This is a genomic window from Sphingomonas sp. JC676 (assembly GCF_014489075.1).
Classification (GTDB): Bacteria; Pseudomonadota; Alphaproteobacteria; order Sphingomonadales; family Sphingomonadaceae; genus Sphingomonas.
The window spans coordinates 16,545-38,381 of record NZ_JACTGR010000003.1 but is presented as its reverse complement, the minus strand read 5'-3'; the positions used below and the strand labels follow the sequence as shown (position 1 = coordinate 38,381).

At 65.0% G+C, this 21,837-nt stretch carries 19 protein-coding genes; 7 read left to right on the top strand and 12 right to left on the bottom strand.

Annotation, left to right across the window (positions count from 1 at the left end; translation table 11 throughout):
• Positions 1–119 precede the first annotated feature (119 nt).
• From IAG41_RS10845 to IAG41_RS10830, 4 genes are all read right to left on the bottom strand, one after another.
• Complete coding sequence (locus IAG41_RS10845) at positions 120–1,721, bottom strand: sensor histidine kinase (RefSeq protein WP_187728671.1); 1,602 nt, start codon at positions 1,719–1,721, stop codon at positions 120–122.
• A gap of 103 nt (positions 1,722–1,824) precedes the next feature.
• Positions 1,825–2,226: a response regulator transcription factor gene (locus IAG41_RS10840; RefSeq protein ID WP_187728670.1), complete on the bottom strand. Its 402-nt coding sequence runs from the start codon at positions 2,224–2,226 to the stop codon at positions 1,825–1,827.
• A gap of 82 nt (positions 2,227–2,308) precedes the next feature.
• Entirely contained in the window at positions 2,309–2,938 is a 630-nt protein-coding gene (locus IAG41_RS10835; RefSeq protein ID WP_316251139.1) for a response regulator transcription factor, read from the bottom strand.
• 171 nt (positions 2,939–3,109) lie between these two features.
• Entirely contained in the window at positions 3,110–3,505 is a 396-nt protein-coding gene (locus tag IAG41_RS10830; protein WP_187728668.1) for a hypothetical protein, read from the bottom strand.
• A gap of 158 nt (positions 3,506–3,663) precedes the next feature.
• On the opposite strand from IAG41_RS10830, the gene IAG41_RS10825 reads away from it, so the two are divergent.
• Positions 3,664–6,726 (top strand): sensor histidine kinase, encoded by a 3,063-nt coding sequence (locus IAG41_RS10825; RefSeq protein ID WP_262408613.1) that lies wholly within the window; start codon positions 3,664–3,666, stop codon positions 6,724–6,726.
• On the top strand, positions 6,719–7,354 hold the full coding sequence (locus IAG41_RS10820; protein WP_187728667.1) for a response regulator transcription factor: 636 nt from the start codon (positions 6,719–6,721) through the stop codon (positions 7,352–7,354). Before IAG41_RS10825 ends, IAG41_RS10820 begins: the two co-directional genes overlap by 8 nt.
• 572 nt (positions 7,355–7,926) lie before the next feature.
• Here the strand turns inward: IAG41_RS10820 and IAG41_RS10815 are convergent.
• Both IAG41_RS10815 and gyrB read right to left on the bottom strand, forming a co-directional pair.
• A complete protein-coding gene (locus tag IAG41_RS10815) occupies positions 7,927–8,709 on the bottom strand; it encodes a hypothetical protein (protein WP_187728666.1) in 783 nt (260 codons plus the stop codon).
• A gap of 594 nt (positions 8,710–9,303) precedes the next feature.
• Positions 9,304–11,814 (bottom strand): DNA topoisomerase (ATP-hydrolyzing) subunit B, encoded by a 2,511-nt coding sequence (gene gyrB, locus IAG41_RS10810; protein ID WP_187729117.1) that lies wholly within the window; start codon positions 11,812–11,814, stop codon positions 9,304–9,306.
• A gap of 199 nt (positions 11,815–12,013) precedes the next feature.
• Between gyrB and IAG41_RS23175 the strand changes: the two genes are divergently transcribed.
• Positions 12,014–12,643 carry a choice-of-anchor C family PEP-CTERM protein gene (locus IAG41_RS23175; RefSeq protein WP_262408612.1) on the top strand — a complete coding sequence of 210 codons (630 nt, stop codon included), beginning with the start codon at positions 12,014–12,016 and terminating at the stop codon, positions 12,641–12,643.
• Positions 12,644–12,708: 65 nt separating this feature from the next.
• On the opposite strand, the gene IAG41_RS10800 is transcribed toward IAG41_RS23175, so the two are convergent.
• Entirely contained in the window at positions 12,709–13,896 is a 1,188-nt protein-coding gene (locus IAG41_RS10800) for a GAF domain-containing sensor histidine kinase (RefSeq protein WP_187728665.1), read from the bottom strand.
• A 65-nt stretch (positions 13,897–13,961) separates the two neighbouring features.
• Positions 13,962–15,035 (bottom strand): DNA replication/repair protein RecF, encoded by a 1,074-nt coding sequence (gene recF, locus IAG41_RS10795; RefSeq protein ID WP_187728664.1) that lies wholly within the window; start codon positions 15,033–15,035, stop codon positions 13,962–13,964.
• 70 nt (positions 15,036–15,105) lie between these two features.
• Here recF and IAG41_RS10790 point away from each other — a divergent pair, with 70 nt between their 5' ends.
• Entirely contained in the window at positions 15,106–15,909 is an 804-nt protein-coding gene (locus tag IAG41_RS10790) for a hypothetical protein (RefSeq protein WP_187728663.1), read from the top strand.
• Positions 15,906–16,616 carry a hypothetical protein gene (locus IAG41_RS10785; protein ID WP_187728662.1) on the top strand — a complete coding sequence of 237 codons (711 nt, stop codon included), beginning with the start codon at positions 15,906–15,908 and terminating at the stop codon, positions 16,614–16,616. The genes IAG41_RS10790 and IAG41_RS10785 overlap by 4 nt, the downstream gene beginning before the upstream one ends.
• Before the next feature lie 5 nt (positions 16,617–16,621).
• On the opposite strand, the gene IAG41_RS10780 is transcribed toward IAG41_RS10785, so the two are convergent.
• The 3 genes from IAG41_RS10780 to IAG41_RS10770 all read right to left on the bottom strand — a co-directional run bounded on the left by IAG41_RS10780 (position 16,622) and on the right by IAG41_RS10770 (position 19,532).
• Entirely contained in the window at positions 16,622–17,383 is a 762-nt protein-coding gene (locus tag IAG41_RS10780; RefSeq protein WP_187728661.1) for a Coq4 family protein, read from the bottom strand.
• 277 nt (positions 17,384–17,660) lie between these two features.
• On the bottom strand, positions 17,661–18,773 hold the full coding sequence (gene dnaN, locus IAG41_RS10775) for a DNA polymerase III subunit beta (RefSeq protein ID WP_187728660.1): 1,113 nt from the start codon (positions 18,771–18,773) through the stop codon (positions 17,661–17,663).
• A 147-nt stretch (positions 18,774–18,920) separates the two neighbouring features.
• A complete protein-coding gene (locus tag IAG41_RS10770; protein WP_187728659.1) occupies positions 18,921–19,532 on the bottom strand; it encodes an outer membrane protein in 612 nt (203 codons plus the stop codon).
• Positions 19,533–19,811: 279 nt separating this feature from the next.
• Between IAG41_RS10770 and IAG41_RS10765 the strand changes: the two genes are divergently transcribed.
• Positions 19,812–20,459, top strand: a complete 648-nt coding sequence (locus IAG41_RS10765; protein WP_187728658.1) for a histidine phosphatase family protein — start codon at positions 19,812–19,814, stop codon at positions 20,457–20,459.
• The gene (locus IAG41_RS10760; RefSeq protein WP_187728657.1) at positions 20,456–20,926 is read left to right on the top strand and encodes an invasion associated locus B family protein; all 471 of its coding nucleotides are present in this window, start codon (positions 20,456–20,458) and stop codon (positions 20,924–20,926) included. Before IAG41_RS10765 ends, IAG41_RS10760 begins: the two co-directional genes overlap by 4 nt.
• Here IAG41_RS10760 and IAG41_RS10755 read toward each other — a convergent pair.
• Positions 20,923–21,810 (bottom strand): LysR family transcriptional regulator, encoded by an 888-nt coding sequence (locus tag IAG41_RS10755; protein ID WP_187728656.1) that lies wholly within the window; start codon positions 21,808–21,810, stop codon positions 20,923–20,925. The two genes, IAG41_RS10760 and IAG41_RS10755, sit on opposite strands and share 4 nt — an antisense overlap.
• Positions 21,811–21,837: the final 27 nt, after the last annotated feature.

Here is a 21,837-nt window from a genome sequence, read left to right as displayed (position 1 = left end):
TGGTGCAGGTCAGCAGGTGTGGCGCGGTATCGGAGCGGCTCAACGCCGATCCACTTGTCTCGCGTTTGCGGTTGTTCGGCTGTCCAGCGGGCGCTTGCGGGTCGCCGCACAGTCCGGGGTCAGGCCTCGGCGATGGCCGGAAGCGAGAATTGGAAGAGTGCGCCACCTCGGGGGTGGTTGGAAGCCGAGATCGTGCCGCAATGCGCCGCGATGATCGACTGACAAAGTGCCAAACCGATGCCGATGCCGTCATCCTTGGTGGTGAAGAAAGTGCCGAAGATCCGGTCCAGATCTTCTTCCGCGATGCCGGGGCCCCCGTCGTGAATAGTGAAGGTGACTTCGCCGTCCGCGCCCCTGGCGGTGCTCAGGTCGATCCGGCCTGGCCCGCACTGCGCCTGCACGGCATTGACGAGCAGATTGACCACGACCTGCTGCAGCTGCACCCGATCGCCCAGCACCTTGGGAAGATTGGGTTCAAGGCAAGTCGACATGCCGATCGACCGCGATTCGACCTCGTATCGAACGAACAGCAGAGCCTCGTCGATGATTTCATTCAGATCGAGGGGCACGCGCTCGGGCGCGCGCCGGGCGGCCATGCCGCGAATGCGCTGCACGATGTCGCTCGCGCGGCGGGCATTTTCTGCGATCCGGGTCGTGAGTTGGCCGACCTTGGCCAGGTTCGGATCGTCGCGCGAGAGCCATCGCAGGCTGGTTTCGGCATTGGTGACGATCGCAGAGAGGGGCTGGTTGACCTCATGCGCGATCGACGTGGCCAATTCGCCGAGCATCGAGATCCGCGCAGCCCGTGAATAATCGGCCTGGAGCTGGCGTAGCTGTGCTTCGGTGCGTAGCCGCTCGGTGATGTCTTCCAGGCCAATTATCGTCACGTCGAGACGATCAGGCGGTCTGGGATAGGTCACTGACAATTGGACGTCGCACAGCCGTCCGTCCAAGGTGCGCAGTTTCATGATCTCGATATAGTTGCGCCGGTCTTCGAAACGTGCGGCGACTATCCGCCCGGCGGTTTCGGGAGAGGCCGTGAACAGAAAGTCCAACGAACCGAGAAGCTGATCCGCGCTGTCGGCCCCGAGCAGCTCCACTGCATTTCGGTTCACGTCCGTGACGCGAACGACGCTCCTCGAATGGACGAGCAACTCGGGCGTCTCGTGCAGATAACGGGCGATATCGGTGATGCGCTTGCGCCGGAGATCATCGAAGATGCCGAGCATCGGCGTCGAATCGACCTGCACCAGCGCGTGGGGCAGGTAGTGAATGAGGTTGCGGTATCGCTCCTCGCTGGCGCGAACCGACCAGAAGGAACGGTCGTCGATGACGGTGCCGCTGACGGACACGAACACGATGTCGGGATGCCTATCGTCGGTCGACATGCCGATGAGGCAATCGCCAAAAACCAGCGAGGTGATCTCGCGGATCCGCGCAGCGTCCGGTGGGTGGTTCGCCACGGCGGCGAGAATGAGTTCCGCAAAACCTGGCCAGCCCTCTCGCGGCGCATAGGCGCTGAACGGCTGGCCGATCATCCGCTCGCGCCCTGCATAGGGGCCGACCAGATGTGCGGCGTTCTGGTCGACATCGGCAACATGGACGCCGCCGAGAAGCCTCTCGATCCAATCGAGCGGTCGGGTTCCGCCGACGATCGAATCGATCAGATCGCGCGCACCCGAAACGTCGAGCGCCCACCGCGCCGCCCTGTCGTCGTGCATCCCGGCATGGCCTGCACCATCGGGTCTCGGCAACAGCGGTACCTGCGACGGAGCAACGCTGTTTCGTCGGGCCTCGAGGAGGGAAGGGAACGCGGCCGCCATGTCAGGCCCCCGGCCGCTCCTGGATCGGGGCCCCGTTGCGGCCCAGCGCGGCCCACAGCGCATCCAGCAGTTCCTCGTCGGCGACCGGCTTTGTGAACCAGCCGGCGGCCCCGCCCCGCAGTGCGCGCTCGCGCGCCGCTTCATCCACTGAGGCAGTAATGAAGATCATCGGCATGGCCAGGCAGCGCGCGCGCAGCCGCTGCTGAAGCTCGATCCCGGTGATTTCCGGCATCCGGAGATCGGTGATGATGCAGTCGAAATGGTTGGCCGCCGCATCGGCAAGAAGAGCGGTACCGCTAGCAAAGGTCCGCGCGGAAAGGCCTTCCACCTGCAGGAGATCGAGAAGAGCCTCGCGCACGGCATCGTCGTCATCCACGATCGCGATAAGGGGCGGGTTGGACAAACGAGGAGCCCTCAGTGACCTGACCGGCGCGGCCAACCCCGGATGTCGCTGAATTCAGGCGGGAACGTAACCATACCATGGTCTAGGTCACCCGCTCACGAAGTTCGGTAGGAAGCATATCCCAGGCGCGAACAAGTTCGCCGACCGATATGGCCCGCATCTTCTTCATCATGCCACTGCGATGGAGCTTGACCGTGACCTCGCTGATGCCGAGCTCGAACGCGATCTGCTTGTTGAGGCGTCCCTGCGCCACGAGCCGTAGCACCTGGCGCTCGCGCGTGGTTAGCGTGGCGTAACGGTCGGCTTGCTGCTTCACCAATTGCGCATCGGCGCGCTGGGCAAGATCCCGCTCGATGCCAGCGGTCACCGCGTCGAGCAGCGACTGGTCGCGGAACGGCTTGGTCAGAAAGTCGACGGCGCCGGCTTTCATCGCCTGGACCGTCATCGGGATATCGCCATGGCCGGTGAGGAAGACGATCGGTTTCGGGTTGCCCGTCGCGGAGAGGTGCTGCTGGAGATCAAGCCCGCTCGAGCCGGGCATGCGCACATCGAGCACCAAGCAGCCCGGCCTCTCAGAAAGCTCAGCGTCGAGCAACTCGCGCGTCGAACCGAAGCCGACTGCGTCGATTCCGACGGACAACATGAGTTCCTCGATCGAGGTGCGGACGGCTATGTCATCGTCGACGATGAGCACCAGCGGACGGTCCTGCACGATCGAGCCGGAGGACCGAGCGATAACATCAGATCGGCCAGGCAATCTCGACGGCGCCGGGGTTTCACGGTTCAATTGGAATCCTTGGTTCATCATGTGACCTCCGGGCTGTTGCGGCTGGAGATAGGCGATTGTTTCACGGTGCTCGGCGGAGCGAAATCCCGAAGAAGGTTAGCCTGGGCTTCCCCGATCAGGGGAGCGCGGCTCAAGCCGGATGACCTGGCGACCGTAACGATGTGCATCGATCGAATAGGCCCCGGGGCCAAGCAACGCTAACGCTCCAGCACCGCCGACGGAACCCAGAATAAAAAGGATTACCTCTCCCCGGGCGGTGAGAAGATCGGCGACCAGGGCCGAAAGGAGTAGTAGCGCCGCCATCCGCGTACCGAAGCCAGTCACGACGGCCAAGGCGATGACCGTGGAAACCGTCGCCGCCAGCCACCAACTGGAAGAGGTCGGCCAGAGACGGGCGAGCGCGGGAAATGCGATCCATGCATAGGAGATTCGCATCAACAGCAAGGCGACGCCGATGGCGCCGTCCGGATAGCGTGAAATGAGCCTTGGCACCGGCCAGCGATAGCCGCACGGCAAATTCCGGTCAGCCTTCTGTCCGGGGATGTTCCGTTCCCCCGTTCGGGGGTAGCATCCTTCCGGGCTCCCGAAGGGGTGCGTTGACTTAGAACTTGGCGGAGACTCACCGGAAATTGCAGGCACGGCGATGCAGCTTGATCGAGGCGCTTCTCGTCGCGGCGATGCTGCTGCTGCCATTCGTCGCGTCGGCCGCCGATCCGACCACCAATCCCGGGCGCAACCTAGCCCATTATACGCATCAGCGCTGGAGCGAGGAAAGCGACGCACCGAGGCCGGTTACCGCCCTGGCCCAGGATGGGCGCGGCTATCTCTGGGTCGCGACCGCTACCGGCGTGTTCCGCTTTGATGGCATGCGCTTTGAGCAGATCAGCGCCGGCGTGGACCTTGTTGTTCATGGCGCGCCATCGGCATTGCTCGTTCGGCGTAATGGCGAGGTCTGGACAAACTTCGAACGTTCCGGGCGATTTGCGGTCTATCGCGACGGCCGGCTGCAATTCATGCGCGCGCCGCGGGCGCCGCATCGCGTCATAGCCATGAAGGAAATGCGGGACGGAACGGTCTGGGTGCTGACCGAGCGCATCGGAGTTCCACTCATGCGTTTTCGCGACGGCCTATGGACATCGTTCGGCATCGACGCCGGGGCCCCGCTCGACAATCCCTTCAGCATGGTGGTGACGAGCGACGGCACGGTCTGGGTTTCGTTCACGGGGTCGGTGGGGCGATTGACCCCGGGCGGCCATCGATTCGAGTTCGTGCGGCATGACAGGGGCGCTACGGGGCGCCTGTCGATGGATCCACAGGAGCGGATCTGGCTGACGGAGCGCCGCGGAACCTATCCGATCACCGGACCCGGGGGGCGCGGAAGCCCGCCGCCGCTCCGTCATGCCTATGCGACCGATGCCGCGCAAATTCGCGGCTGGCCCATATTCGACCGCGAGGGAAATCTCTGGATCGCCACTTATTATGACGGGTTGCAGCGCGTGGCGCACCCCGATCCGCGCGGCGCTGCGTCGCCGGCCGAAGCCGTTGCCGAGGTCGAGCGCTTCACCGCGCCCGACGGTCTCTCTTCGAATGCGACGACGCAGATATTCCAGGACGCGGAGGGCAATGTCTGGGCCGCCACCGAGAACGGTCTGGACAGGTTCTGGCCCGCCACGCTGCGTTCCGAGCCCGTGCTCCGCGACCCGGCTGCGTTCGGCGACCTGCTGCTGCAGGCTTCGGATGGGAGCGTTTATGTCGGGCAGGCGTCGACGGTGTACAGGGTGCGCCCTCACGAACGCCCGACGCCGATCTTCAAGACGCGAATTGAGCCGCGCACTCTGTGCGAGGCCCCGGACGGTGCGATCTGGATCGGAACCGACGACAGGGAGGTCGTGGTCTGGCGAGACGGCCGGGTGCGTCGCCTGGGGCAGAAGGTGCCGGTCTTCGATACCATTTACGACTGTGCGTTCGACGCCAAGGGCGATTATTGGGTTACCGCGGCGCTCGGCGGGATGGTCCGATTCGGCGGAGGGCGCTGGGAGCGGATGCGCGAGCCGACGGGCGACGGGTTCCTGCCCAAGTCGATGGTAGCCGACGCGCATGGCAGGATCATCGTCCAATGGAACGATCGCACGCTGAGCTGGCTTGACGGGGCAGTGCGCCATGCGACTCCGATACCCTTTGGCGGCTACCAACCCTATGACGTGGCACTCTATCCGGCATCGCCCGACACCGTGTATGTCGCCGGCCGGTTCGGGCTCGCCCGCCTTCACGATGGGCAATTCCAAAGCATTTCCGCCCGCCGCGTGCCCTCGTTCAGCGGCGTGAACGGCATGGTCCGCACGCCCGCCGGCGAAACCTGGCTCACCGCCCCCGGTGGCGTCCTGCGCATCGCTTCGGCACAGCTCGAACGCGCCTTCTCCAACCCCGGAGAGCCGTTGGCGATGCAGGTCTTCGGCCCGGTCGACGGACTTCGGAGCCGCCCCCATTCGCACAGCCGACATGCCATCGTGCGGGGCGGCGACGGGAGACTCTGGATCGCCACCCAGAGCGGAACATTATGGCTTGATCCGAACGACCTCACCCGGAGCGGAACGCGCCCCAAGGTGGCGGTCGGTGCCCTTGTCGCCGACAAGGTCTACCGCGATCCGAACAACCTCACCTTGCCGGCGGGGACGTCGAACATCCAGATCGATTTCGCCGTGCTGAGCTTCTCGAACCCGCGCGCGGGGCGCGTCCGCTATCGGATCGAAGGGCAGGATCCAGGCTGGATCGATGCCGGAATGCGCCGGCAGGCCTTTTATACCAACCTTGCACCGGGCACCTATCGCTTCCGGCTGATCGCGGCGAACGACAATGGCGTTTGGAACGAGCAGGGCGCTACCGTCGACTTCGTCATTCCGCCGACCTTCATGCAATCCCGGTGGTTCGTCGCCTTGTGTGTTGTCCTCGCGCTGATCGCACTCTGGCTGATCTACCGGCTGCACCTGGCCCAGGTCGCGGGCAGGATTCGGAATCGGCTTGAGGAGCGCCTGGGCGAACGCGAGCGTATCGCCCGGGAATTGCACGATACCTTGCTGCAGAGCGTCCAGGGCCTGATCCTGCGTTTCCAGTCGGTGGCCAACAAAATGCCCGCTCAAGGGCCTGCGCGGGCGCAACTGGAAACAGCGCTCAGCCGCGCCGACGAAATCATCGCCGAGGGACGTAATCGCGTGCAGGATCTGCGGGTAGCCGATGGCTCCCACGACCTGCCGGCGCTGCTCCGGGAGCGCGCCGTCGGGGCCGGCTTCGATCCCGCTATTCCGATTCGCATCGTTGTCGAAGGCAGACCGCGTCGGGTTCACCCGCTTGTTTCGGTCGAGCTGGGGCGGATCGCGGGCGAAGCTCTGTTCAACATCGCGCGTCACGCCAAGGCGAACAATGTCGAGATCACGGTCCGCTTCGCGGCCCGACAGCTCGGCGTGGAAATCCGCGACGACGGCGTTGGAATCCCTGAAGACGTGCTCGTAAGGGGTCACAAGCCTGGCCATTTCGGTTTGATCGGGATGCGGGAACGCGCGGAGCGGGTCGGCGCCAGCTTCTCGGTCGAGAGCAGTCCCGGCATGGGCTCCGCCGTGACGATGACGTTGCCCGCTCGCCTCGCCTTTGCCGATCAGGCACCGCGGCGGCTGTTCTCAAAGCTTTTCCGCAGAAGTAAGGTATCGGGTCATGCCTGACAAAGACCCATCGCCCATCCGTATCCTCGTCGTGGACGATCATCCGGTGCTGCGCGAAGGCGTCACCTCGATCCTGGAGGATCATGCGGACATGATCGTGGTCGGCGAGGCACGCGACGGCGCGGAGGCGATCACGCAATTTCGCGCGCTCAAGCCGGACGTGACGCTGATGGACTTGCAGATGCCGGTCATGAACGGCCTCGAGGCGATCATGGCGATCCGGGCTGATTTCCCTGACGCCCGCATTCTCGTCCTCACCACATATGCCGGCGATGTGCAGGCCGTGCGCGCGCTTAAGGCGGGCGCTACCGGCTATCTGCTCAAGAGCAGCATCAGAACCGAGATGCTGGATGCTATTCAGAACGTCTATCGCGGCCGGCGGCACGTCCATGGCGACGTTGCCGCCGAGATCGCGCTCCACATCGTCGACGACAGCCTGAGCGAGCGCGAGGTGGCGGTGCTGCGCCTTGTCGCGATCGGGAAGGCCAACAAGGAGATCGCGCGCGCCATGTCCCTTTCAGAGGAAACCGTGAAGGCACACCTGAAGAGCATCTTTGCCAAGCTCGAAGTCGCCGACCGCACCCATGCCGTGACCGTCGCTGCTCGGCGCGGGATCATCGAACTCTGAGGGTCAGGTGGGCGGCGGCTTGGCGAACCCTGAACCTGCCCGGATTCCGGCAGCTATGCTCAGGTATGGGTCGAACACGCCCAGCGGGGGGCATCGTCTCGAAAATCGGGCGGCCGGCAGCTGCCACATGTATGAGCGAAGCTCTTCCTTTGTGCAGGTGGCCCAGGATGTTCCACGCCGCCATATCGCCGTTATGTCGAAGGCATCGCCCCGTCCGCCGGTTGGCTGAACGGCGCGCGGGACCGGCTTGTCGAGCCGTGTTAATCGGACGAGGCAGGGATGATGAATGCAGGGGTTTTTCCGATTTCACCCTGCGACCAACGAAATGGTAGTCGAGCGTCCAACCTGTCCGGCTCTTCAAAGCCCACGGATCTACATCCATGGCGGTCCCGGTTCGGTCGTAATGCCGATGGCCTAGACCTTCCAGCATCCCTGGAGGACTACTTCACGGTGGTTCAGTGGGATCAGCGCGGGGCTGGACGATCCTATCCGGCGGCTCGACCGAATTACCGCCAACGACGCAATTGCGGACGTTCGAGTCGCGTTGCGCCCCGTTCCGGCCATTGCGCGCGTCATGCGGCCGTGCGCGCGGGCAAGTGCAGCGACGATCTGATCTCGAAACCCTTGATCAACCAGAAAGCCGAAAAAACGAAAATGCCGGCAATCTCGATGACGAGCGTCGCGTAGCCATTCCGCACGGATGACATCTGTCCCACGGCGGCGATTGCGGCCGGCGTTGCCAGCATCAGAGCGCCGAGGACGACATAGATTCGTTCAAAGATCCGCCGGCGTCCGGCATCATTCATCAGGCAGAGGGTGTCGCGTGCACGGAACACGCAGACATAAGCAATCATGATGAAAAAGACCGTCGCGGAGATCCAATGGATCTTGCCCGCGACGGTCGTTGCGTAGACCGTATAGGACGGCCATTCCATCGGGACGAGAGCGACGAGAACCACCGAAATTCCCGCGGCATTCAGTGCCAGGTCTTCCTGAAGCGAGTGGCCTCGGTAGAAGAACAGGAAGGCGCCGATCGCGCATAATATGCCCACGAACGCGTCGCGCATCGTTCCGGCGCCATATTGGCCGGGGGCTGCTCGGGAAAAATGATAATAGGCGCTGAGCGAGCGCTGGATGTCATCAAGCCCGCCCCCCACCAGCAGGACGATCGGCAGTGCCAGACCGAGCACGCCGATCCCGTTGCGGAGAATCTCGTAACTAAGCGAGACGCTCAAAGGGTCTGTCGGTCGAGCGGAAATCTGTTTCGTGGCCGGCTTGAGAAGATTGCCGATTCTGGCCCGAAGAATGGGCTTGCCGGGAGGGCTTCCCGCTTTCGCGCTGACGGGCATCGCCATCTGAGACGGTGTTTCCCGGGATTGATCGAGCCGGGCCGGTCTTCGCGAAGACATGCTCACGCGCTGCATCCTGTGTTCGGGTTGCTTGCCGTCCAGTGGGGCTCTCTCCGGCAATGCAACGCTCGCATGATACTCGCATGGAATGTGCCGCCAAGGCCGATGGGACAATCTGGCTAAGCGCTATCGGAAGCGACGCTTGGTATCATGGACCCTAGACCATGGTCAGGGTACGCATGGCTGGGTGGCTAGTCCGGCATGAAGGTCCGAGCCCTATCCCTTTCGAGCCGCGTTCTGCTGGGTGCGCAGATCTTTATGCTTTGCGTTTCCGCAATGCTCGATATTGCGGCGATCCGCATGGCTTCCGCGCAGCCGAGGCGGGCGACTGCCAGTCTCCGATTCCGTTTCGCAATGCGCGCGCTTGTCGCAAAACAGCGGATTTGCGGCCAATTACCGCTCCATGGCGGCCGGGCGCAGAATTTATGCGGCCGTCGCCAGACGGCCCACTCGAACCAAGGAATGCGCAACCATTTAAGCCCAATTTCGCAATCTATTGGGTCCAATTCGCAATCTTTTGAGTCGCCCTACACCAGCAGTTCACACGTCCAGATTGGCGACGCTCAGCGCATTCTCCTGGATGAACTCGCGGCGCGGCTCGACCACGTCGCCCATCAGCTGGGTGAAGATCGCGTCAGCGACATCGGCCTGGTCGACCTGTACCACCAGCATCGAGCGGTTCTGCGGATCGAGCGTGGTTTCCCAGAGCTGCTCGGCGTTCATTTCGCCGAGACCCTTGTAGCGCTGGATCGCCAGGCCCTTGCGGCCGAACGCGAGGATCGCGTCGAGCAGCTGACTGGGGCGCGAGACAAGGGCCTCACCCTTGGCCAGCGTCACCGGCTCATCGGCTTCTTCGGCGGCAGCTGCAGCGGCCGCCGCAACTTCGGCATCGGCCGCTGCACTCGCCTTGGTCGAGACCAATTTGGAGGGCAGGAGGTAGCTGGGCGCCTGTTCGGTCGCGAGCGCATGGAGCTTGCGGGCCTCTGCCGAGACCAGGAAATTGGCCTCGACGATGTGGTGGTCGGTCACGCCGCGCCAGCGCCGCTCGAAATGATAGCCGCCATCCTCGGTGACGCGCGCAGACCACCGGGCATCCTGATCGGCCGCGTCCAGGCGATGGACGACGGTGGTCAGGCTCTCGGCGCGCTGCTCGCGCGATGCCGCGGGATCGAGCCCGCCGCCCAGGCCGAGCGCTTCGATGATCATGGGATCGTAGCGGCGCGGCACGTAGCGCATCAGGGTGCGCATGCGGCGGGCATGCTCGACTAGGTCGCGCAGATCGTCTCCGCTGCGCTGGCCGCCGGCGCCCTCGAGCAAGGTGCCGCCGACGCCGGCATCGACGAGATACTGGTCGAGCGCATTGTCGTCCTTGAGATACACCTCCGAGCGCCCCTTGGTCGCCTTATAGAGCGGCGGCTGGGCGATATAGAGATGCCCGTTGGCGATGATCTCGGGCATCTGGCGATAGAAGAAGGTCAGCAGCAGCGTGCGAATATGCGCGCCGTCCACGTCTGCGTCGGTCATGATGACAATCTTGTGGTAGCGCAGCTTCTCGACGTTGAAATCGTCGCGGCCGATGCCAGTGCCCATCGCCTGGATCAGCGTGCCGATCTCGCGGCTGCCCAGCATCCGATCGAAGCGCGCGCGCTCGACGTTGAGGATCTTGCCGCGCAGCGGGAGGATCGCCTGGAAATGGCGGTCGCGGCCCTGCTTGGCCGATCCGCCCGCCGAATCACCCTCGACCAGGAACAGTTCGGACTTGGCGGGATCGCGCTCCTGGCAGTCGGCGAGCTTGCCGGGCAGGCTGGCGATGTCCATCACGCCCTTGCGGCGGGTCAGCTCGCGCGCCTTCTTGGCAGCCTCGCGCGCCGCCGCCGCGTCGATCACCTTCTGGATGATCATCCGGGCATGGGCGGGGTTTTCCTCGAGCCATTCGGCGAGCTTGTCGGCCATCAGCGATTCGAGCGGCTGGCGCACCTCGGACGAGACCAATTTGTCCTTGGTCTGCGAGCTGAACTTCGGATCGGGCAACTTGACCGAGACGATCGCGGTCAGCCCCTCACGCATGTCGTCGCCGGTGAGGGAGACCTTCTCCTTCTTCAGCGCACCCGACTTTTCCGCATAATTGTTGAGCGTACGGGTCAGCGCCGCGCGGAACGCCGCCATGTGCGTCCCGCCGTCGCGCTGCGGGATGTTGTTGGTGAAGGCGAGGACGTTCTCGTAATAGGAGTCGTTCCACTCCAGCGCGACGTCGATCGTCACGTCGTCGCGGGTACCCGAGATCGCCACCGGATCGGGCATCAATGGCACCTTGTTGCGATCGAGATACTTTACGAACGCGGCGATACCGCCCTCGTAGAATAATTCGACTTCCTTGATCTCCTCGTGCCGCACGTCGCGCAGCAGCAGGCGGACGCCCGAATTCAGGAAGGCGAGTTCGCGGAAGCGATGCTCGAGCTTCTCGAAGTCATATTCGGTGATCTTGAACGTCGCCGGCGAGGCGAGGAAGGTCACGCGGGTGCCCTTCTTGCCGTTCGCCGGGCCGACAATCTTGAGCGGGGCGACCGCGTCGCCATGCGCGAAGCGCATGTAATGCTCTTCGTCGTCGCGCCAGATCGTCAGATCCAGCCACTCGCTGAGCGCGTTGACCACCGACACGCCGACGCCGTGCAGACCGCCCGAAACCTTATAGGCATTGTCGTCGCTGGTATTCTCGAACTTACCGCCGGCGTGGAGCTGGGTCATGATGACCTCGGCCGCCGAAACGCCTTCCTCGCTGTGGATGCCGGTGGGAATGCCGCGGCCATTGTCCTCGACCGAGACCGAACCGTCCGGGTTCAGCTGGATAATGATCCGGTCGCAATGGCCAGCGAGCGCCTCGTCAATCGCGTTGTCGCTGACCTCGAACACCATGTGGTGGAGGCCGGAACCGTCGTCGGTATCGCCGATATACATGCCCGGACGTTTGCGAACCGCGTCGAGGCCCTTCAGCACCTTGATCGAATCGGCGCCGTATTCATTCTGCTTCGGAGTGTCTGTCATGCCCAGCATATAGGCATAAGCGCCACGCAACGAAAGCCTGTTGCGGCGCTTCAGCGCAGGGCCGGAGAGGCGGCCGGGGAGGCCGGCGGCGGCGGCCCGCGGGTTAATTTCCGTGCCGCTACGAGACCGAGGTACCCTTTATTATTCATTTACCTGAAGCTTTCGAAAGAGTAGAGGGCTACGTACATTTACAGAAGGGGTACTGATCTTGCGTAAGCTCATCGTCGCGACAATCGCCGCAGCCGTCCTGCCTTTCGCCGCCAACGCGCAGGCGTTCCAGAATGGGGGCTTCGAAACCGGTCCGAATCCCGGCGGCTTTACCACGCAGGGTACGGGATCGACCGCGATCACCGGCTGGACCGTGACCAGCGGCACCATCGACTATATCGGTGCCTATTGGCTGGCGGCTGAAGGCGCTCGCAGCATCGATCTGTCGGGCAATGGCCCCGGCACCATCGCGCAGACCTTCGACACGGTGCTGGGCCAGCACTATCAGGTCAGCTTCTGGCTCTCCGGCAATCCGGACGGCGCGCCGACGGTCAAGAATCTCGCGGTCAATGCCACGGGCGGTGCCACCACCAACTATACGCTCGACTCGACCGGCGTTCACCATGAGACGATGAACTGGATGCAGTTCACCTATGACTTCGTCGCGAGCGGCACCTCGACCACGCTGAGCTTCGCGTCGCTCGACAGCACACCTTATGGCCCGGCGCTCGACGGCGTCGCGGTCACCGCGGTTCCCGAGCCGGCAGTGTGGGGCATGATGATCGGCGGCTTCGGTTTGGCCGGCTTCTCGCTGCGCCGTCGTCCGGCTGTGCGCTTCGCGCGCGTCTGATACGCCCTAACCGGCAAACGAAAAGGGCTGCTCCACTCCGGTGGGGCAACCCTTTTCGTTTGGGCTCAGTCTGTGGCCGGTTGCGCCAGGCAGGGCATGGCGAAGGTGAAACGCGTCTCGGCCGCGTCCGAGACCACGTCGATCATGCCGCCATGCGCCTTGGCGATCTCCATCGCTATGAACAGCCCAAGCCCGAGCCCCTTGGTCTGGCCGGCATGGGTGAAAGGCTCGAACAGCTTGGCGAGCCGCGTCCGGGGAATCGGCCTGCCACCATTGGCGACCTCGACCCGGAAGCAGCCGTCCGCCGTTTCGGCGGCGATCTGCACCGGCTTGACCGGATCGCCATATGTCAGCGCATTGCCGAGCAAATTGGAGACGAGCTGCATGATCCGCTGGTGATCGCATGTCACCGGCTCGCCGATATCGATCCGCGCTTCGAGCGTGCGATCCGGATGCACCGCGCGGAGTTCGGCGACCACGAGCTGGATCGATTCCGCCAGCGTCATATCGTCAACACGGTCGACTGACAGTCCCCCACCCAGCTGGCCGCGCGCGAGATCCAGGACGTGATCGACCAGTTGTGTCATGCGCCGGTTGCTCGCCGCCATCTGCTTGACGATCTGGGCTTGTCGTGGCGTCAGCGGATCGCGCTCGCTCAGCAGCCGCGTGCCGGCTTCGATTGCTGCCAGGGGATTGCGTAGATCGTGTCCCAATACGGCGACGAAGCGGTCGCGCAGCGCCGCCGTCGCGCGTTCCTCCAGGAGTGCGGCCTCGCTCGCGTCGAGCCGTACCTGCGCATCGAGGTGAAGCGCGATGAACTGGGCGAAGGCGGTGAACGTGCCGGTGACGACCGGATCGGAGACCTTGTGCGGCTTCGGATCGAGCGCGCACAACGTGCCGAAGAAGCTGCCGTCGCCGCGGAAGATCGGCATCGAGATATAGCTCTGGAAGCCGTACGTCCCGGGCGTCTGGTGGGCGTCGTAAATGCCGTCGGAAGCGACGTCGTCGATCACGATGGCCTCGCGCCGATCGCGCACCGCGTTGCACAGGGTCGTCTCGACCTTGAGTTCGTCGCCGGGCTTCATGCCGAAGGCGATGTCGTCCTTCACCGCGCAGGCGATCCAGCGGTCCTCGGTGACGCGCGCGATCGCGGCGAAGCCCATGCCGGTTACGCGGCAGCACAGGTCCAGCAGCATCGGGACGACGTCGATGCGGCTGATCGCCGCGATACTGGACGCTGCGAGTTCGGGCATCTTCCCCTCCGTGACCAGCGTAGCACTCGAATCCCACGGCACAAACTACGGCAGGAAGGAAGGAGTTACAGGATCGCGCCGTCCGCCACGCGGTAGCGCGTCGCGCCATCGGGGATCGCGTCGAACAGGCCGGGCTCGGTGCCGGTCATCCACACCTGGCCCATGCCCGAGAGCCGGTCGAACAGCGCCGCGCGCCGGCCGGGATCGAGATGGGCCGCGACTTCGTCGAGCAGCAGGATCGGCGCACGGCCGATGCGATCGGCGACCAGCTCGGCATGGCCCAGCACCAACCCGAGCAGCAGCGCCTTCTGCTCGCCGGTGGAGCAGAGGCCGGCGGGCTGCAGCTTGCCGAGATGGGTGACCAGCAGATCGGCGCGGTGCGGGCCGGCGAGCGTGCGGCCGACAGCGGCATCGCGGCGGCGGCCTTCGCATAGTTCGCGCGCGAGCGTCTCGGCATCGCCCTGCCAGCCCTCGATCGCCAGCCCCGCGCGGGCGAACACGCTCTCGGGTTGCGCGGCGAGACGTTCGGAGAGCAGCGCGACGGTCTCGCGGCGGGCGGTGTCGATCGCCGAGCCATGCTCTGCCATCCGCGCCTCGAGCGCGTTCAGCCAGTCGGGATCGGCGGGTGATTCGTCGGCGAGCAGCCGGTTGCGCTGGCGCATCGCGGCTTCGTAGCGAGTCGATTGATGGGCGTGGTCGGATGACAAAGCGAGGGTCAGCCGGTCGAGGAAGCGGCGCCGTTCACCGGGCCCCTCGACGAACAGCCGGTCCATCGCGGGCGTGAGCCACAGGACGGCCACCCATTCGGCGAGCGCAGTCGCGGCCGTGGGGGCGCCGTTGATTCGCACGACCCGGCGTTCGGGGGCATCGGGCTGGACGCCCGTGCCGATCTCGACATCATTTTGGGGTGGGCCCAGCGCAGCCGCGACCCCGAAGCCGCCGCTTCCGCCTTGCCGTGCCATTTCCGAAAGCCCGGCGCGGCGCAGTCCGCGGCCTGGCGCGAGCAGTGAAAGCGCTTCGAGGATATTGGTCTTGCCCGCACCATTCTCGCCCGTGAGCACTACGAATCCGGTGCCGGGCGTGAGCACGGCATCGGCATGGTTGCGGAAATCGGTGAGCACGAGGCGGGACACGGCCATGCCAGTGCCCTTAGCGCACCCCCTTGCCGACGAACACCACTTCGCCGATGAGGGCAAAAAGGGGAATCATATGATCCGCAATTATCTCGCCGCCGCCACCCTCCTGCTCGCAGCTGCCTGTTCGAAGGCGCCCGAGGACGTCACTGCGCATTATTCGGTCGCGAACGGCCGCGGCACGATCACGGTCAAGGCTGCCGGCAATGGCGATACGCGCCTCGATGCCGGTCCGCAGACCTTCATTCGCCACGGCGGCACCGATTATGTCGTGGTCACCGAGGGCAATGACCGTTTCGCAGCTACGGTTCCCGATTTCGTCTCGAGCATGGGCGAGCTGATCCGCGAAAGCGGCGGCGTGCCGCCGCAGCAGGCCAACGAGCCCGAGTTCGAGGCGGTGCAGGAAGGCGAGGAAACCATCGCCGGCCTGAAGGGCGCGGTATGGAAGGTGCGCCCGAAGCCCGCCGCCGGCGCGCAGAGCATCGATGTGGTGGTCAGCAGTGACCCGGCCTTTGCCGGTGTGGGCAAGGCGATTGCAATGCAGGCCCGGTTCGGCAGCGCCGGCATGCAGCAGGTCGCCGGCCGCGTGCCCAATATCGAGAAGAAGCTCGAGGAAGTGCTCGACAAGGGCATGGTGCTACGCTTCGGCGACGCGCTTAAGCTCGACGGCGTCGAGAAAGCGCCGATCGCCGCGAGCGAATTCGCGCTGCCCAAGGTGCTCGACAAGGCCGCGCTCAAGAAGCACCTGAACGAGATGCGCCAGCGCAGCATGGCCGAGGCCGAGGCCATGGCGAACGCTGCAAAGAAGCGCGCAGAGGAGGCCCCGGCGCCCGCGCCCGGCGCATCGCCTTCGCCGGCACCCAAGGCACCGGCCAATTGATCCAGAGGCGAGCCGCGGCAGCGCGGCTCGCACTCATCCTGCTGGGCGCGGCGCCGTTGCCCGCGTTGGCGGACATAACGGCGCGCTACGCCATCGGCGAAGGCAAGCAGATGCTCGTCGTCGAGATCGACGATAGCGGCGATTCGCGAGTCGGCGTCGACGGCATTTTCAGCGTGATCCGCCGAGGCGGCGTCGATTATGTCGCTCTGGACATGCCGGACAAACGGATCGTTGCCCGCCTAGACGACGCGATCAAGGTGCTGAAGACGCGGGTTTCGTCGGACGCCAAGGAGCCGCTGTTCGTGACAGGCGGCGCGGAGGTCCAGGTCGCCGGCTATGTCGCGACTTCCTGGCAGTTCGGGCCGCAAGGCGACGAGATGCTCGATGTCGCCCTGAGCGCCGACCTTGAGCTGGTGCCGGTCGGCGAGCTGCTCCGGCGGCTGGCCGATTCGGCGCTCTTGGCGCTGGAAGGCACGGTCATACCCGCCTCGTCGCAATTCGGGCCGCGCCTGCACGAACTGCTCGCCAAGGGGACTCCGGTGAAGATCGCCCCCCTGATCGAGCTGCAATCGCTCGATCACAAGGAGATCGACCCGCATCGCTTCGATCTGCCCGGGCCGGTCGCATCCGCGGAGGCATTGCAGAAGGCTCTGGGTTCCGACGCGCCGCCGGGAGCGCCGACGACGCCGGAGCAACCCACTCCGTAAGTGCGTCAGATCCCGGTAAGGCCCGCAGCCGCGAGGCTCTTCTGGGCGATGCGGTATTTGACCGGTTCGACGAGATTGAGCCGCTTGCGCACGGCGTCGAGCGGCTCGTTGAGCAAAGCCTCGTAATCCTCGCCGTGGAGCCAGCCGGCGCGCTTGCCGTTGCGATAGCCCTCGCGGACCGCGCGGATGAAATCGAGCTTGCCGGTGATGCGGATGCTCTTGAGCGACGCGCCGAGCGCGATGAACGCCCAGCCGAGTCCACCGGTCTGCGCATAGGAAAAGGCGACCAGGCACGCTTCGCCCAGATGCTCGTCGGCCTTGTAGCCGGTGACGACGTGCCAGATGTCGTGGATATCGCGCTCGCGCCGGCCCATCCACGCATAGGGATGCTCAACATCGACGCCCTGGAAGGCACCCTCGGCCATGCTGACTTCGGCGAGGCCCTGTGCGGTGTAGCCGGTCGAATCGAGGAAAGCGCGGTACGCCGCGCCCACGGTGCCTTCGGCGAAGCTGTCGACCCAGCCGCGATCGGACAGCCGATCGGCCAGTTCGAGGCGGCGATAGGCGAGACGGCCGCCATTGGGCAGCGTCAGCAGTCGGCGATAATTGCGCTGGGTCACGTCGCCGTTGAGCGCGCGCATGATGCGGAAGACCTGGGTGGTGTCATCGCCATTGGCCAGCAGCTGGCGCAGCGCGCCGAGCGCCGTGCCCCATTCGCGCTTCATCGGAATACCGGGATTGAACTGCTCGGGAGCTTGGGTGGCCATCTAGCGAATCCGTTTAACTGACATCAGTGTAAATAACACTGTGCCGGTTAAAGATCAATTCCCGGCATTCGCAGCTCGACAGGTCTCGGGAAGGAGCCGGGCAGCGTACTGGAGGGTCCACCGCCCGACTCGAGTCCCGTAAGGTTCTGAACCCTCGGGGCTCATCGTCTCAATGCCGAAATGCTGCCCTGCGGCAAAGCTGGGAAAAGCGCGGGTACGTAGCTTAATATCCTGATAACCGCGATTTAGCTGCCCGAAATGACAGGCGGGACCGAGCTTACACCCGCATCGGCATCAGCACGTAGAGCGCGGGCGACTGGTCATTCTCGCGGATCAGCGTCGGCGCCGCGGCATCGGCCAGATGGACCTCGACCAGGTCGCTTTCGATCTGCGCCAATATGTCCATCAGATAGCGGCTGTTGAAGCCGATCTCGAACGGCATCGCGGCATATTCGCCGGGGACTTCCTCGGCGGCGGCGCCGTTTTCGGGGCTGGTGACCGACAGGATGACCTTGTCGCGGTCGAGCGCCATCTTGACCGCGCGGGTCTTCTCGGTGGCGATGGTCGAGACGCGGTCGACGCCTTCCATGAAGCTCTTGGGGTCGATCCTGAGAATCTTGTCGTTCCCCGTCGGGATCACGCGGCTGTAATCGGGGAAGGTGCCGTCGATCAGCTTCGAGGTCAGGATCGCCTGGCCAAGATCGAAGCGGATCTTCGAATTGCTGAGCGAAACGCCCACCGATCCATCGACTTCGTCGAGCAGCTTCCGCAACTCGGCGATGCACTTGCGCGGGATGATGACGTCGGGCATCGCCTCGGCGCCGTCTGGGCGCGCCACGGTGACGCGCGCCAGCCTGTGGCCGTCGGTCGCCGCGGCCTTGAGCAAGGGCACCGCTTCGTCGGTGACGTGCAGGAAGATGCCGTTCAGATAATAGCGGGTCTCTTCGGTCGAGATCGCGAAGCGAGTCTTGTCGATGATCTGCTTGAGCGTTTCGGCCGGCAGCTCGAACACCGTCGGCAGCTCACCCTCGGCAATCATCGGGAAATCGTCGCGCGGCAGCGTGCCCAGGCTGAAGCGCGCGCGCCCCGCCAGGATCACCATCTTGCCCTCGGCCGCGGTCAGCTCGACCTGCGAGCCCTCGGGCAATTTCCGCACGATATCGAACAAAGTGTGCGCCGAGATCGTCGTCGCGCCGGCCTGATCGACCGCGCCCGGGATCGTCTCGTCGATCTGGAGATCCAGATCGGTCGCCATCAGCCGCACCGCGCCCGAAGCCTGCGCCTCGATCAGCACGTTCGAGAGGATAGGGATCGTATTGCGCCGCTCGACCACCGATTGGACGTGGCTGAGGCCCTTGAGCAGAGTCGCGCGTTCGATCGTCGCCTTCATGTATTCAAACCCCCGGGCCGCCGCCCTTTTTCCACCAAGTGCCGAGCGGCCGGTGGCAGTTCGCCGTTCTCTATCCTTAACGGCAAAAAGGGCCGGAGCAACCCGCTCCGGCCCTTCGTCCACACCAAAATTGGCGTGATCTGCGTATCAGAAGCGAACGCCGACGCCGCCCACCACCTGGTGGCGCTTGGCGTCGATGCCGTTATCGTCCGAGCTATAGTCCGAATAGCGATACTCGCCCTTCAGATAGACGCGCTTGTTGATCTGGTATTCGGCGCCGGCGCCGACGCGCCAGCCATCGACATGATCCTTGTCGTGGATGTCGATTGGGGTCGTGCCGCCCGCGGTGTAGTGCGTGTCGAAGCCGGTATTGGTGTAGCCCGCCTTCGCATATATCAGCGTCCGGGGCGCCGCGACGAAGCCGAGACGGCCGCCGACATAGAGATCGCGATCGGCCTTCACGCGCAGCGAATCGCCCGCGACGAGCACGCCCGTAGCGTTGTCCTTGGTCGATGCGCCGGTGATTTCGCCTTCGACGCCGACGACGGCGCGGCCGATCTGATAGTCGTAGCCGATGGCACCGCCATAGACGACGCTGTCCTTCGATGCGCCATAGATCGAATCATCCTTCACATGGTCCCAGCCGACGATTCCTTCGGCGCGCGGACCGGTGAAGGTCGAATCCGAATCCTGCGCGAAGGCCGGTGCGGCGATGGCCGTGGAGGCGATCAGGGCAGCGGCGAAAAGCTTGGTACGCATAACTCACTCCTTGGGTACAGGCCTGTTTAACGGACAGGCCGGGGCACAACCGGAGACGGGAAGTCTCGGTTTCACTAACCTCAGATAAACGCGGAAAACCGTGGTTTTTTGGGCACAGTCGGCAGATCTGACGCTGGGCCTTGGGACACTCCCTTTTATCCTCGGCGGCCCGTTTCCGGGCTGGTGTGCTATTGCGCCGCTACACCTGTCGGGCGAATGAACGAAACGGGGCCGAACTGAGGCATTGCGTTTCCCAACGTGAACCGCTGAGAGAGTGGCATGGCAGGCAACCGCAAGGGACGCGACTTCATCGCGCGGCACGGCGAGACGGTGTTCAACGCCGCGCGCCGGATGCAGGGCGACCATCCGCACACGCCGCTGACGCGCGCGGGCTTCGCCCAGGCCGATGCGATGGGCGCCGCGCTCCGGGAGATATTGGGCCCCAAGCCGAAGCTGACCCTGTGGTCGTCGAGCGCGGGCCGCGCGCTCCAGACGTTGGCGGTCGTCGCTGAGCATCTCGAGCTCGACTGGCACCAGGCGAAGACAGATGATCGGCTCGTCGAGATCGGCATGGGCGAATGGAGCGGGCGCTATTATGCCGATCTGCTGGAGGAGGCGCCGGGCTTCCTCGATTTCGAGCATGGGCTCTACACGCGGCCGCCGCCGGGCGGCGAATGGTATGATGCGATTGCGATGCGCGTCTCGGGCTGGCTCGCCGACACCGATGACGATCCCGGCGACCGGTTGGTGATCATGCACGGCATGTCGAGCCGCATCCTGCGCGGCGTGATGACGGCGCGCGACGCGATGCCGCAGTTCGGCGCGCCGGTGGCGCCCGACCTGCCCCAGGGATCGATCGTGCGGATCGAGCAGGGCGTCGAGACCGTGGTCCATCGGGGATCGGGCCGTGGCGCGGCTCCGGCATGATCGTGGCGCTTCTCGCGCTGGCGGCCGCCCTGCAGGGGCAGGGACGCGAAGCGCTCGGCGTCTATGACGGATGGGGCGCATTCCGCGACGCGGCGCCGATGCGCTGCTTCGCGATCGCGCGGCCGGTCGAGAAATATCGCGAGGCCCAGCCCTTCGTCAGCATCGCCACCTGGCCGCGCAACCGCGTGCGTGACCAGCTCCATATCCGCCTGAGCCGCGCGCGCGCCGCTAATGCGCGCGTCACGCTGTCGGTGGGCGAGCGGCGATTCGAGCTGATGGCGGGCGACAGCGATGCCTGGGCGCCCGACGCTCGCACCGACGCGGCGATCGTCGCGGCGATGCGCGACGGCCGCAGCATGAGCGTGGAGAGCGTTGACGCGAACGGCGCGCCCTTTGCCGACAGCTACGCGCTGAAGGGCGCGGCGAGCGCGATCGACGCGGCGGCTTTGGGCTGCGCCGGGCGCTAGCTGCCGGCGATATAGGCCGTGAGGCCGACCACCAGCGCGTCGAACACCGCGCGGACGCGGGCAACATTCCGCAGGTCCTCGTGGCAGACGACCCAGGTCTCGAGATCGAGCGAGAAGCTTAAGGGGAGCAGGTGCGCCAGCCCGTCGCGCTTGCCCAGCGGCACCTGGCAGACGCCGATCCCCAGCCCCGCGCGGATCGCGGCATATTGGGCGATGTCGCTATCGGTACGGAAACCGAAATCGGCGAGACCGACCGGGAAGCCCTGCTCCTGCACCGATCGGAGCACCGGCGAATCGCTTGCCGGACCGATGATGCGGTGCCTGGCCAGATCCGCATAGTGGCGCGGGATCTCGCGCCCCGCCAGGTAAGCCGGATGCGCGTGAAGGCCCAGCGCGACCACGCCAACGCGTCGCGCAACTAGAGCGTCTTGGTTCGGCGGCACCATGCGGACCGCCACATCGGCCTCGCGGCGGAGCACGTCTTCGTTGCGGTTTGTGGGCGAGAGCTCGATCACCAGCGACGGATGCCGCGTGGCGAGATCGGCGAGGATCGGCGGGAGTGCCTCGATCGCGATCATGTCGCTGGCGCTGACCCGCACCGTGCCTGCCACCTGGTCCGGCGCCGCGGAAGCCGAGCGGACGAACGCATCCGAGGCGAGCGCCATCGCCCGGGCGTGCTCGCGCAATGCCTCGCCGCGTTCGGTGGGGATCAAGCCGCCCGGCGAGCGGGTGAAAAGCGGCGTGCCGAGGGCGTTTTCGAGCATTTCGATCCGCACGCGCACGGTGGGTTGCGCGAGGCCGAGGCGCCTTGCCGCGCCCGAGAGACTGCCTTCCTCGATCGCCGCGAGAAAGGCGCGCTGCTGCTCCCAATCGATCTGGCTCATAAAATTCTTATAGGCCGCTCGCAAAGG